A 12,459-nucleotide genomic window follows, 5' to 3' on the forward strand; every position below is an offset into this window, starting at 1 on the left:
ACGCGCGGCTGCGCGGCGGGCGGACCACGCGCGCGTGTGCGACACGATGTCGCAGAGGAGCCGGATTGTCCCGCGAGGTGGTACGTTCCTCGGGTGAGCCACGACGATCTCGGACCCGCGCCGATCCGGTTCCTGCGGCCGCCAAGCTCCGGCGACACCATGCGGCCGATGCGGAGCCCGGCGGTCCACACCTACGTCGCCCTCGCCTTGCACGTCGGCGGTCGCGTGCGGGTGGAGCATCGCGGCGAGTTCGAGCTGCGCGCCGGACACCTCCACATCATTCCTGCCGGGGACCCGCACCGCGTGCTGTCCGCGAGCCGCCCCGAGGTATGGGGGCTGGGCTTCTGCCGGACGTGCCTCGATCCGGCGCGCTACGGCGGCCTGTTCGCGCCGCTCGATCGCGTCCGCGGCGGGGCCTCTCCTGTGATCGAGCTGCCGGCGGCGCGGCAGGCGTACGTGCTCGACCTGCTCCGGGAGCTCGAACGAGAGCAGCAGGCCGCGGCCACGCTGCCCGTCGTCGCCGAGAGCCTGCTCGCGCTGGTCCTCGCGGAGGTCGTGCGCGCGAGCGGCGGTATGCAGGCCACGCCGGCGCAGCGGCCGTCGCTCGTGGCCGAGGCTCTGGCCGTGATCGAGGCCCGGTGTCTCGGGCCGCTCTCGCTGAAGGAGGTCGCGGCGGCGGTGCGACGGTCGCCTGCCCACGTGACGACCGCGGTCAAGCAGGCCACCGGGCGCACGGTCGGCGCGTGGATCATCGAGGGGCGCCTGGCCGAGGCGCGACGCCGGCTCGTCGCGACCGACGAGTATGTCGACGTGATCGCCGAGCGCGTCGGCTACGCCGACCCGAGCCACTTCGTGCGGCTGTTCCGGCGCCACCACGGCGTCACCCCCGCCGCCTGGCGTGCCCAGCACCGCCGCGCCGCCTGACCAGCGAGACGACGCCGCCCTCGAAGCGGATCGGCGCGGCGAGCAGCGCGCGGAAGACCTTGTACCCCGCCGCCCCCGGGCGGAACGCGTGCAGGAACACGTGGTGGCGCCCGTCGGCGCCGATGGCCACGGACGGGTGCCCTGGCCCCCACCATTCCTCGCTGGAGCTCAGGAAGACCTCCGACGACTTGCGGTACGGGCCCGTGGGAGCGTCCGCCACGGCCGCGCCGATGCTGTAGTGCGCGGTCGAGAAATCGTTGCCGGCGTACAGCAGGTGATAGCGCCCGCCCTCCTGGGTGATCCAGACGCCCTCGATGAGGTGCGCTTCCCAGGGCTGGTCGTTCTCGAGGATGACGGCGGGCTCCCCCTCCAGCCTGCGGCCGTCCGCCGACAGCCGCTGGGCGTGGATGCGGGTCCTGAGCGCCCGCGATATCACGGCGATCTCCTCCGCCTCCGCGCCGCACACCCGCGCTCGCAGCGTCTCCAGCCGCCGCGCGAACCGCGTGAAATCAGCGGTCGCCGCCTCGATCAGCGGCTGCAGGACGAAGAATTGCTCCATGGGCTCGAGGGTCTCCGCCCACGGCCACAGCGTCAGCGCCAGGACCGCGGTGCGCTGGTCTTCGCGGTCCACGAACAGCTCGCGCACCCGGGCGGGCTCACGGTGAAGCAAGGCGGTCAGCTGGCGGGGCCACACGCCGTTGTCGTCCTTTTTCCAGACCAGCCAGGGCGCGCCGTGGGCGTCCACGAGGATGTGCGCGTCGATCACGTCCCCGGTGACGATGGGCGCGTCGTCCGCCTCGAAGGGGCCATCCGGGCTCGCGCCTCGGGCGAGGCCGATCGCGAGCGAGCGGTCCTGCGTGCGGGCCGTGAAGCAGAGCCAGTATTCCTTTCCGACCCGGTGCATCTCCGGCGCCCAGAAATCCGCCCGGTTCAAGCCGGTCAGCGTCCAGGCCGGCGCGCGCCCCTCCGGGAAGACGAAGCCGGTCAGCCGCCAGGTCGTCAGGTCGTTCGAGGCCAGGATGGGGAAGGCGTTCGGCGCGTCGTTCGAGGTCACGAGCAAGCGCCACGCGCGCTCGCCCACCCGCACCACGCACGGGTCGCCATAGCCGTAGAGGATCTCCGGCGCGATGGGCTCGGTCAGCAGGGGCCGCAGCGGCGCCCCGCCATTCCGCGGCGGCGGCGGGGTGCGGGCGAGCGGCGTGCGGGTCCCGAGGTCGCGCGCCAGCGCCTCGAAGAGGTCGAGGTAGTCCGGCTGCTCCGCCCGGGCGAGCTCGTAGCGCTGCGCGTCCTGCCCGGGCTCGGTCACCTGGAAGCTGCGCGGTCCTCGGCGGTTGATGGTGACTCCGAAGGTGAACGGTGCGCCAGGCGGCGTCTGCAGGACGATGGCGTCGGCGTTCATGCGACGGGCTCCTCGAGGACTGCCATGCTCGGCAACAGGGACCTGGGGCCGGCCGCGCCGCGGTCCGCCGAAGGCTCGCCGGGTGCGCCACGGCGCCGGGCGCTGTTACCCCGACCCGGGAATGCTGCGATGTTGTACCACGGTCGCTGCCCTGACATGCTGTACGTGGTGATGACGCTGGGGCTCGCCGGCGAAGCTGGACGCCAGCGGACCAGGCGGCGACGACCTGGAACGAGGAGCATGCCGAGCAGAACGAAGGAACGACAGGAGTCTTCACTTCCGAAGGGCATCGGGAAGCCGGCGATGCGGGCGCTCGCTTCGGCCGGGGTCTCTCGCCTGGACCAGGTCGCTCGGTTCACGGAAGCCCAGCTCATGGCGCTTCACGGCGTGGGCCCCAAGGCGATCGGGGTCATCAAGGCTGCCCTCGAAGCAGAAGGAAAGTCTCTTGCCAAAGACGCATAGCCCTCGCCGTCCAGGCGCCGCGTCCCGCGTGCGCCTGCTGCGGGGGGCGCCGACGATCCGATAGCGCTCGCATGGGGCGCAGCGTCGAGGGGTGCTCAGTCCTCGCCCCGGACGCGATGAAGGATGTACATCGCTGTCAGCTTTCCGAGCTGGCGCGCAGCGTCCCGCGCGCGCCCTCCGCTCGATGGGTTGTACAACGACGCTGGCGACTTCGTCTCGAGCAGGACCTCATCGAGCACCATCCCGGCCGGGTCGGTGATCTGCACGGTCGCCTTGAGGACCGTGTCCATGTTGAAGACCCCCGTGAAGATGCCGGGCTCGTAGAACGTCACGTTCGAACGGATGAAGAACGGCGCGTCGGCTGCGCTCCTCGCCAGGACGACGGCGACGTCCTCCGACGCTGCCTGCGCGAGGAGAGCCTCGGTGAACTGCTCGTTGATCGCCGCCTTGTCCCCCTGCCAGTTCATCCGCTGCTCGTCGTCCTTCTCCGCCATCCAGTCGGCCTCGGTGACGTCGCCGACCTCGAGGGCGTGGAACGTCACCGGCACCACCCCGAAACGGCCCTTGCCGTAGAACGGGTTCGGAACGGCCTGACGAGTCGTCTTCCAGGGATGCCCGCACCCGGCGAGCAGGGAAGTCAGGCAAAGCATCAGGATCCAGAGCGCATGTCGACGGTGCACGGAGGGTCTCCTTCTCAAGCAGTGGCGGCGCGCGGGCGCATGACGCCGCGATGCTAGCGGCAAGCGGCGGCGCGAGAAAGCGGGCGCCGCTCGCGGCGGTGGGCGACAGGCCAGTTCTGGCCCGTCAATCCCGCAGCCTGGACACGAACGCGACCTTGGCCTCGATCTCGCCGCAGCCCGCGTGCGTCGCCATGACGCACGGGGCGGCGAACAGCAGAGCCCGGCCGAGATCCCGCAGCGCGGGCAGGTCGGAGGAGCGCGCAGCTCGACGCGAGGGGGATGGACTGCGGTGAGAGGCGGTCAGTTGCGTGGCTCACGCGGCGTCGCTGGGCAGGCGGAGCTGTGAACCGACGGCCACATCGGGTCTCATGTCACAGCGTTCGTTGTAAACAAAAGGACACACGTAGGGTCCCCCACAACGGCTCGCGAGCCCCCAACCTGGGTAGACCCCCGCGGAGACCCCAACCTGGGTAGACCCCCGAGACCCCAACCTCGGAGACCCCAACCTGGGTCGGGTCATACACGCCAACCTCTGCGACCCTGCGACCCAACCTGGGTCGGTCGTACGCGGTGGCTGCACCATTGCAAACTCAACCTGCGCGACCCCCCGCCGGACCCCAACCTGGGTCGGGCCGCCGCCGCAACCTCGGGCCGCCGCCGCAACCTGGGTCGGGCGGCCGGGGCCGCGGCCGGGGGTCGGGTCGCCGCAACCTGGGTCGGGCGGCCGGGGCCGCGGCCGGCGGCCGAGGCCGCGGCCGGGGCCGGGGATCGGCGATCCCGACGACCCCAACCTGGGTCGGGTCGGGGGTCGGGGTCGGGTCGGGGGTCGCCAACCTGGGTCGGGTCCGCGGGGGGGGGTCGGTCCCATCTTGCGGGCGGACTGTGAACAACAGGATACACCTACGCCTCAACCTGGTTCGGGCCGCACAGGCCGCCCCAACCGCGCCGGGCGGCGCCGCCCAAGCGCGGCTCACGCCGGCACCCACACCTCCCCTGCCGCGCAGCGGCAGCACTCTCCGCACCCGCCGCTGTCCACGCGGTCGATGCACGACCCCGCGCCATCGCACGGATCCTGCTGCGGCACGAGAGCCGGCCACACGCCGCCGGCGCAGCGACACGGCCCCCATGCACAGGCGGTAGACGACCTCATGTTCTGCATCCTGAACCAGAGCTGCCCGGCCTCCAGCCCGGCTCGGGTCACCGCACGACTCCCGATCTACCGTTGATCCGCATAAGAGAACGTCGCGCGGTTTCCCTTGATGTAGTCGCGCAGCGTCATCGGCGCGCGCCCCGTCAATCGTTGCACCGTGTCGAACGTGTCTGCGGCGTCCTTCAGCGAGCCGTTGCGCGTTCGCTCGAAGACGTTTCGCACGCAGGCCATGTATACCGGGTCCGCGCCGAGCGCCGTCATGGTGCGGAGGAATTCGCCAGGCTCTCTCGCCTCGTCACGCCACGGCAGGCCCGTGACCGCCGCGATCATCGCGGCGATCTCCTTCATCGAGGCGGCCTCCGTGCCGAGGCCGTAGGCGCGGCCCGCGTGCGCCTCCGGCTCGCGCAGCACCGCCGCAGCGACGCGGGCGATGTCCCCCGTGTCGACCCAGCTCGTGCGCGCGTCGCCGATGTAGTGGGGCAGAACGCCGGGCGCTGCGCCTCCCACCTGCAGGAGCAGCGGCAGGTTTTGCATGAACGACGTCGGGCGAAGGTGTGTGGCGTCGACGCCCGACCTGTCGATGTAGGCCTCGACGACCTGGTGCCAGGCGAAGTGGACGATCGTCGTGTCGGGGCTCGCGTGCGCCCCGAGGTGAACGATCTGCGTCGCCCCCACGGCCCTGGCGGCGTCGACCGCCGCCTTCGATTGCGCGATCATCTTGACGTCATACCCGGTCAGCAAGAACACGCGGTCGACGCCGCGCATGGCGCCGACGACCGGCTCGAGGCCTCGCGTCTCGGCGAGATCGAGGTCGATGAGCCGCGTCTCGACGCCGCGCGCCTCGAAGGCGGGCGCCGCCTCCGGCCGGCGTACGGCGGCGACGAGCTTCACCCGGCCGGCGGCGTGGTCAGGCAGCAGCTCGTCGATGAGCGCGCCGCCAATCTTACCGGTCGCGCCGAAGACCAGAATCGCGGGAATGGCCATGATACGTATCCCCTCTCGGTGCAAGCTGGACGGCCTCCATGCTGCTGCCCGCGCTGCGCCTCCGCCATGACCGTTCGTACGGATTGCTTGGCCGTTCATCCGTGGACCCACCGCACATCCCGGACCTCGCTGGAACATGGCGCTCGCCCTGCTGCGGCCGGCGCGAGATGCTGCGCGCGCGGCGCCTCGACATCGGCCGCAGCTCATCACGCCTCACCCAGCCCGCGCCGACGACTCGGGCCCTCCGTCACCGGCTGCGGCGGCCGTGCAAGCTCGACCGCTCTGGCGCGTGCCGGTGCCGTGACGACGCGGCGTCCTCGGCTCGCCCGGCGACGACGGCGCTGGGCAGACGCCGCCCGTGCGGTAGAACGAAGTCCCCCTTGCCAAGGAGCTGCCGCATGACGAGCCGTCTTCAGGAGCGCCTGCTCGCGATCATGGACCGCAAGAACCACTGGGCCTGGACGCACCTCACCGGCCCTGGGCTCACGCGCGATCAGCTCGCCGTCCACTTCCGGCACGAGTACCGCGTCTACGTGCGCGACTTCCCGGTGCTGCTCGCGCGCGTGCTCGGCCAGTCGCCGCCGGCCGCCGTGCGCAGCGCCCTCGCCGAGAACCTCTTCGAGGAGCAGACCGGCAAGCTCTCGCTGGGCGTGTCGCACCCGGAGCTCTTCCTGGAGATGATCGACGGCCTCGGCATCCCGCGCGCGTCCATCGAGGACGAGTCCCTCCCGGTCGAGCCCGAGGCCCGCGCCTACCGGGCGCTGCTCGATCGCGTGAGCGCGGCGCCGCCATGGGTGCTGGGCGCGGCGGTGCTGACGATCTTCGTGGAGGGCAGCGTGCACGAGCGCGCAGAGCTGGAGGGGCGTCGAGAGATGCCGCCGATCGAGGAGGCGCTGCGCGCGCACCCGATGGTGCGTCACTACGGCTGTCCTCCGGAGCGCATGCGCCTCGCGAGGGCGCACCGGGCCGTGGAGGGCGGGCACCGGCGGGACGCGTGGGAGATGGTGCTGGGCCACGTGCCGGACGAGGGCCCGATGGCCGACGAGGTCGCGTCGGCCGTCGCCGCGGCGCACACAGCATGGCTGGCGTACAGGGATGGAGTCGCGCGCGCGATGGGCCTCCGGCAGGGGTGAGCGCGCGCGCGCGAGACGGGATCATGGGCGTCGGTGCGCGAGCGTCGTCACCGCGCCGTGACGACGCGTAACACTGCAATCCTACGACCGTGAGCGAACGCATCGTCGCTCGCCGAGAACCGTGATTGAATCGGCCCCCCCGTCGACACCATCCTGACGACTGCAGCTCTGCAGGCGCGCGGCGCTGCCCATCGAGGGCCCGGGCGTCGATCCCCGGCGCGAGCGTCGACCAGGCGGCGGCAACTCCCTCTCACCGTTCGGAGCCGAAGATGAAGACTCGAATGCGCGCGCTCTCTGTGATGTCTGCCACGCTCGTTGGGCTGCTCATGGCAGCGGGCTGCGGCTCGGACGCAGCCGGCGACCCGGAGGGCAGCGGCGGCAGCTCGGCCGCGGGCGGCGCGCCCTCCGGCAGCGGCTCGGGCGTGGGCAGCGGAGCCCCGGCCGTCAGCGGGTCGGGCGCGGGCGGGGGCGCGGGCAGCGGGACAACGGGGGCCGGCGGGCCTGGCTCAAGCGGCACCGCCGGAGCCCCCGCGGCTGGCTCCGGCGGCGAGGGAGGAGGCTCCGGCGAGGCGGGCGGCGGCTCCGGAGGCACCGGCGCGGGCACCGGAGGCGCGGAGGCCGCCGGGACCGGCGCCGGCGGGTCGGGGGCCGCCGGGACCGGCGCCGGCGGGTCGGGAGCGGGCGGCGGCGCCGGGGATGCGGCGTATCCCTGCGACGGAGACACGAGCGGCTACAACGCCGTGGTGACCCGCTCCGGCTCGAGCTGGGTCGCGCAGAACGGCGCCCGCAGCGTCTACAGCGGTGGCGACATGCGGGCCGCGGTGCAGGCGGCGCTCGACAGCCTGCGCTCCGGCCGCGCCGCCAAGGAGAGCGTCCTGGTCCAGGGCTCGGGGACCGTGGCCGCGAACGCACGAATCAGCGTGCCCAGCTACACCGTGCTCAACGTCTGCGGCACGATCGAGGTCACCGGCAGCGGCTCCGGCGACATGGCGCCCATTTACGCGCGCGGCCGGACCGACATCGAGATACCGAACGTCACGATCAGCGGCACCCCGCTTTACGCCATGTTCTTCCGCGACGTCGAGAACCTCCGCCTCGGCCACGTCACGCTGCGCGTCTCGAGCGGCCTCGGCATCCGCATCGACAACCACGGGCGCTCGGACCGCTCCGACAAGGTGACGAACATCGACATCGACCATGTCGATGCCGAGGGAACGAGCTCCCACGCCGTCGAGACCTACGGCGTCGACGACCTCCGCGTCGGCACCGTCGTCGCGCGCGACGTGGGCGAATGTGGCCTGCTCCTGAACGACACGACCAACGCCGAGATCGGCAAGGTCGACGCCGTGAACGCGGGCGCGGGCACCGGCTACGCCGCGTTCCGCGTCGCTAACCGGGCGGGGCGCATCGGCAGCGGCTACCCCACCAACATCCGCGTCGGCGAGGTCATCGCCCGCGGCGGCGGCCGCGGGATCTTCTGCGTGTCCGAGAGCGGCGGCGTCACGATCGACCGCATCGACCTCGCCGACACCGGCAGCAACGCGATCCTGCTCGAGAACTGTCACAACGTGAACATCGCCGCTGAATCCGGGAAGGTCACCGGCGGCGGCGACATCCGGCTCGCCGCGCGCGCCGAGTTCGAGAACTCCTCGGACATCACGATCCAGAACCTCACGGTCACGAACACCGCGGTCAACGAGAACCCCTGCGCCACGAACAGCACGTTCCGCAACCTGACGCTGGTGAACTCGCGCGAGAACACCTGCGATTAGCGAGCGTCCGCGACCGCCTGTCGGCCCTCAGCAGGGAGCAGGCGCGGCCCCGTCCGCCGCGAGCGGCGGGTGCTTGTCGAGGACCATCTTGAGGTGGACGAGGCGGAGCCTGTCGGGCAGGTTCCAGCGCAGCGGGGTGCAGTGTCCCGTGCTCTCGACGGGGTTCTTCCGCGCCTCCCACGGACAGCCGCCATGGCAGAGCGGCTGCACCTTGCACGCCTGGCAGACCGCGTGCGCGAACGGATCGTAACCGTCCCAGGCCGCCCGGTTCTCCCTCGCGCTCCCTTCCGAGACCACGGCGCCGGAGCCCGGAGCGAGCTGGCCGCTGGCCTCGCGCTCGGTCGTCGCGACCTCGTTCCAGCAACGAAACACGAGGCCGTCCGGGGCCACGACCGCGCCGCTCGGGTTGTCGGCGATGCAGAGGCTTCCGAAGCGCGGCTTCGGCAGCGAGAACGGAGGCCGGATGCCTCGCTCGAACAGGGCGAAGTCGAAGCTCGCCTGGACCGCCGCGAACTCCTCCTTGGTGAGCGCCGCCGAGCCCACGCCGCTGCACACGTCCGTGTACGGCAGCACGTGGCCGAGATAGACGGAGACGCGCGGCAGGAGCCCCCGGGCCGCGAGGAGATCGACGAACGCGGCCAGGTGATCGACGTTGCTGCGGTCCACGTTGACCCGGAGGGTGATCGGCAGCCGGTCCGAGGCGCGCTCCACGTTGGCGAGGATTCTATCATACGTGGGCTGTCCGTTCGTGGTCAGCCGCCGCTTGTTGTGGACCGCCGGCGGACCATCCAGGGTGATCTGGAGGAAGTCGAAATTGCCCTGGGCCGCGAAGAAGTCCACCTTCTGCTCGTCGAGCAGGCTGCCGTTGGTGATCATCGACTGGCGGAAGCGCCCGCCGCGCTCCCCGGCGATCTCGTGGAAATAAGGTGTGAGCTCCTCGATGACGTCGAAGGCGAGGAGGGGCTCGCCGCCGAACCACGTGACGTGGAGCGACGATCTCGGGCCGAGGTTGCCGGCCACGTGACGCTTCACGGCCAGCACGTCGTCCTCGCTCATCCTGCGCTTCGGGTGTTCCTGGAAGCAGTAGGTGCAGCCGAAGTTGCAGCTCACCGTGGGCGCCAGCGTGAGGGCGACCGCGCCGGTCGACGCCTGCCGCCGGTCGTAGCGAGAGCGCAGCGCCAGCCGCTCGTCGAGCCCGTCCGCGACGAGGAACCCGCACGCCACGAGCCTCTCCCGCAGCGCCGCGTCGCGCGCGCTCGCGGGCGCGGCGTCCGGCGCGCCGAGGGCCGCCTCGACGCGCGCGAGCTCGCCGGTGTCGCACGTGAACATCGAGCCGGTGAACGTGTTGTAAGCGATGACGACGCTGTCGACGTGGGCGTCGACGAAGACATTGAACTCCGATGGCTTCATGGCCGACCTCCGGTGTGCGGTCCGCTGGGGCCGCGATGAGAGACTCCCTCGTCGGGCGGGCGGATCAGCGCTCGACCTTCACCTGGACATCCAGGTTGCTCGCCGCCACGTTCCTCTGCACCTCGGCCTGGAGCGCGGTCCACGCGGCCGCGTTCCTCGCGCTCATCGCCCCGATGTCGAGGATGCCTTTGTACGTCCCCGTGCACGCGTGGGCGTCATCGCTGCAAGACTCCGTACCGCAGGACTGGTCACCACAGACGTGCGAGTCTTCGCAGATCTGGGTGGAGCACGCCTCCGTGCTGCAGTCCGGATCGTCCGTATCCCCCGGCGACGGGCCGTCCCCGCCGCAGAGGTGCCCGCCGGTGCATGTCTGGACGCCGTCCGCATGCACGCCGACCACCAGGATGCCGCTGGAGAGATCCTTGAGCCGCGGCAGCATCGAGCTGACGGTGCTCATGATCTTCCGGGCCCGGGCGGGCGTGATGAAGCTCTTCGCCGCGAGCGCGGCGCGCACTTCCTGCTCGATCTTCGCTTTCGTCATCTGCGTTCTCCTCTCCCGTCAAGGGCCGTTCACGGGCTTTCCTTCGCTCGTCCTCGAAGCGGAGGCGGACGGCCCGCCCAGCGGGTCAGAACTGGCCCGGTCGCGGCGGCGTCTCTGCCGGAGGATCATTGCAAGCGCAGGGCCAGCGCGCGCCGCTCGCGCAGGGAGTTCGAGCGCCGCGGGCAGCCCTCCACGTACATCTCGTGAATGACGAGCGGCTCGGCGCCGTCGAGCGTGGCCCTCGCGGAGGTCGCGGCAGGACGGCTTCGCTCAAGCGCCCTGCCTGCCACAGGCCCGGCTGTCCCCTGTCACATCGCCCCTGTCACGTTCCCTGTGGCAGTGGCAGTGGCAGTGGCAGCGCGGCGGCGGCGTGACGGAGGGCGGAACGGCGACGAATCCGCTCCGGCGAGGCGCCGCCGGGCTGCGGCGCCGTGACGAGCGCGCCACGCGCTCTCAGGCCGCCAGAGCAAGCCGCGCACGACGCAAAAAACCATGGCCATGCAATTTTACATGGCATCATCAAAGGCCGCTCGGATCCAGGGGATTCGAGCGGCCTCGGCTGCGCGGCCCCCCCGCCGCGAGCCGCCTTTGCTACCACCCCAGGGCTTCGATCATCTTCTCACCGTAACGCGTGCCCATGAGAACAACGGACGCATGGTCGAAGTGGTACTGATCCATGACGTTGGTCCCCTGCTGAGTGACCCAGTATCCCTCGGGCAACATGTCGGCCGCCTGGTGCACGAGGTTGTTATGACCGCTGCAACATCCGCCCGCGGGGAGCTCTCCGAGGATGAAGGGGACGTCGTAGTCGACCCCCCAGGCTTCCTTCACCTCGTTATAGAGCTGAACGACCTTGCCGGGCCATGAGCTCTGGCCGCTGTCGGACTCACCCTGGTGGAAGATGATGCCCGCGAAGCGCGCATTCTCGGCCGTCTTCGCCTTGGCGATCTTGTTCAAGATCATCTGGTGATGTGAGCCACCGGAGATGAACGTGTTGATCGACTCACCGCTCTCAGCAGTAGCGACCAACCCGATCGTATCCCCCTCAGGCAGCTTTCCGAGCAGGGTCTTGCCGAACCATATGCCCGGGTCGACGGCGGTCGACAGGTTCCATCCTTTTTCACCAGGGCAATCACTGAGCGGCGGATTGGCCACGTTCCACTGTCCGGCCGGCTGATTGCATCCGCCGAGGACCTTGAGCCGCGCGTCAGAGTTCTGGTCACTGTCCTGTTTGTCTGCGACACCAGCCATATTCGACTGGCCCATGAGCATGAAGACGTGGAACGTCGAACCTGAGCTCGGTGCGCCACCGGTGCCTGCCCCGCTGCTGCCCGATGCGGGCCCTCCCGTGGCGCCACCTCCAGTTCCAGCGTTCGTGCTGCCCGTCGCGGCGCCTCCGGTCCCCGCGCTCGAGCTCGCTGTCGAGGCGCCCCCGGTCCCCGTGCTCGTGCCACCCGTCGAGGCGCCTCCGGTTCCCGAACCGGCCCCTCCGGTGTTGTCGTTCCCACCGGTGGCGCCGGACGAAGCGGACTCGCCACAACCGGACGCAGCGATGATGAAGAGGAAGGGGAGGAGCAGGAAGCTACGTGTGCCTCGGATTGTGCGGCTCATCTCGGTCATGGTCGTTCCCTCGTCGCGCCGGGGCGCGATTTGAAGAGAATTGCGGAATTGGTAGGCCGGCGTCGCGATGCCGGTGCGGCGAACCTCGCCCGCAAAGAGCTCAGCGCCGGGGCCTAGCCTATCGCATCTCAGGGTCTTGGCACCCAGGATTCGGCTTACGACAACACAAGGAGGAAGCCGTTGACGCTGAATTCTTCCATCGTCGACGGCGTTCGTTCTTCGCTGCGCCTCGAGCGCCGGCCGATCTTTCGAGGCGAAGCGGTTTCATGGTACGGGACCGCGGAAACCTGAAACGGATGCGTCGCGTGGGCAACGCAGGGGACCCATCACGAGGCAACCGCGCTGCGTCGCGAAATCGGCCAGCCTCTCGGAGTCCCTGGTTCC

9 protein-coding genes are annotated in these 12,459 nt (G+C 70.7%); 3 read left to right on the plus strand and 6 right to left on the minus strand.

The features are described from left to right. Positions 1–93: 93 nt before the first annotated feature. The gene (locus WME76_RS31545; protein WP_437955952.1) at positions 94–924 is read left to right on the plus strand and encodes a helix-turn-helix domain-containing protein; all 831 of its coding nucleotides are present in this window, start codon (positions 94–96) and stop codon (positions 922–924) included. On the opposite strand, the gene WME76_RS31550 is transcribed toward WME76_RS31545, so the two are convergent. The 3 genes from WME76_RS31550 to WME76_RS31560 all read right to left on the minus strand — a co-directional run bounded on the left by WME76_RS31550 (position 881) and on the right by WME76_RS31560 (position 5,599). Further along, positions 881–2,323, minus strand: coding sequence for a family 43 glycosylhydrolase (locus tag WME76_RS31550; RefSeq protein ID WP_437955953.1), 1,443 nt, complete (start codon positions 2,321–2,323; stop codon positions 881–883). The two genes, WME76_RS31545 and WME76_RS31550, sit on opposite strands and share 44 nt — an antisense overlap. A gap of 557 nt (positions 2,324–2,880) precedes the next feature. Continuing rightward, the gene (locus tag WME76_RS31555) at positions 2,881–3,465 is read right to left on the minus strand and encodes a hypothetical protein (RefSeq protein ID WP_437955954.1); all 585 of its coding nucleotides are present in this window, start codon (positions 3,463–3,465) and stop codon (positions 2,881–2,883) included. A gap of 1,216 nt (positions 3,466–4,681) precedes the next feature. After that, positions 4,682–5,599, minus strand: a complete 918-nt coding sequence (locus WME76_RS31560) for an NmrA family NAD(P)-binding protein (protein ID WP_437955955.1) — start codon at positions 5,597–5,599, stop codon at positions 4,682–4,684. Between the two features lie 398 nt (positions 5,600–5,997). Here WME76_RS31560 and WME76_RS31565 point away from each other — a divergent pair, with 398 nt between their 5' ends. Both WME76_RS31565 and WME76_RS31570 read left to right on the plus strand, forming a co-directional pair. Then, positions 5,998–6,732, plus strand: coding sequence for an iron-containing redox enzyme family protein (locus tag WME76_RS31565; RefSeq protein ID WP_437955956.1), 735 nt, complete (start codon positions 5,998–6,000; stop codon positions 6,730–6,732). A 281-nt stretch (positions 6,733–7,013) separates the two neighbouring features. After that, positions 7,014–8,504, plus strand: coding sequence for a hypothetical protein (locus tag WME76_RS31570; protein ID WP_437955957.1), 1,491 nt, complete (start codon positions 7,014–7,016; stop codon positions 8,502–8,504). A gap of 27 nt (positions 8,505–8,531) precedes the next feature. Here the strand turns inward: WME76_RS31570 and WME76_RS31575 are convergent, their stop codons facing one another. The 3 genes from WME76_RS31575 to WME76_RS31585 all read right to left on the minus strand — a co-directional run bounded on the left by WME76_RS31575 (position 8,532) and on the right by WME76_RS31585 (position 11,727). Further along, on the minus strand, positions 8,532–9,914 hold the full coding sequence (locus tag WME76_RS31575; protein WP_437955958.1) for a radical SAM protein: 1,383 nt from the start codon (positions 9,912–9,914) through the stop codon (positions 8,532–8,534). A 64-nt stretch (positions 9,915–9,978) separates the two neighbouring features. After that, complete coding sequence (locus WME76_RS31580; RefSeq protein WP_437955959.1) at positions 9,979–10,455, minus strand: hypothetical protein; 477 nt, start codon at positions 10,453–10,455, stop codon at positions 9,979–9,981. A gap of 591 nt (positions 10,456–11,046) precedes the next feature. Then, on the minus strand, positions 11,047–11,727 hold the full coding sequence (locus WME76_RS31585) for a sialate O-acetylesterase (protein ID WP_437955960.1): 681 nt from the start codon (positions 11,725–11,727) through the stop codon (positions 11,047–11,049). Between the last annotated feature and the right edge of the window lie 732 nt (positions 11,728–12,459).

The sequence above is a fragment of the Sorangium sp. So ce119 genome, from assembly GCF_051524405.1.
GTDB lineage: Bacteria > Myxococcota_A > Polyangia > Polyangiales > Polyangiaceae > Sorangium > Sorangium cellulosum_G.

Excerpts from the sequence above, each read along its gene's own strand:
- WME76_RS31550 (WP_437955953.1), bottom strand. The coding sequence starts at position 2,323 with ATGAACGCCGACGCCATCGTCCTGCAGACGCCGCCTGGCGCACCGTTC.
- WME76_RS31560 (WP_437955955.1), bottom strand. The coding sequence starts at position 5,599 with ATGGCCATTCCCGCGATTCTGGTCTTCGGCGCGACCGGTAAGATTGGC.
- WME76_RS31565 (WP_437955956.1), top strand. The coding sequence starts at position 5,998 with ATGACGAGCCGTCTTCAGGAGCGCCTGCTCGCGATCATGGACCGCAAG.
- WME76_RS31570 (WP_437955957.1), top strand. The coding sequence starts at position 7,014 with ATGCGCGCGCTCTCTGTGATGTCTGCCACGCTCGTTGGGCTGCTCATG.
- WME76_RS31575 (WP_437955958.1), bottom strand. The coding sequence starts at position 9,914 with ATGAAGCCATCGGAGTTCAATGTCTTCGTCGACGCCCACGTCGACAGC.
- WME76_RS31580 (WP_437955959.1), bottom strand. The coding sequence starts at position 10,455 with ATGACGAAAGCGAAGATCGAGCAGGAAGTGCGCGCCGCGCTCGCGGCG.
- WME76_RS31585 (WP_437955960.1), bottom strand. The coding sequence starts at position 11,727 with ATGCTCATGGGCCAGTCGAATATGGCTGGTGTCGCAGACAAACAGGAC.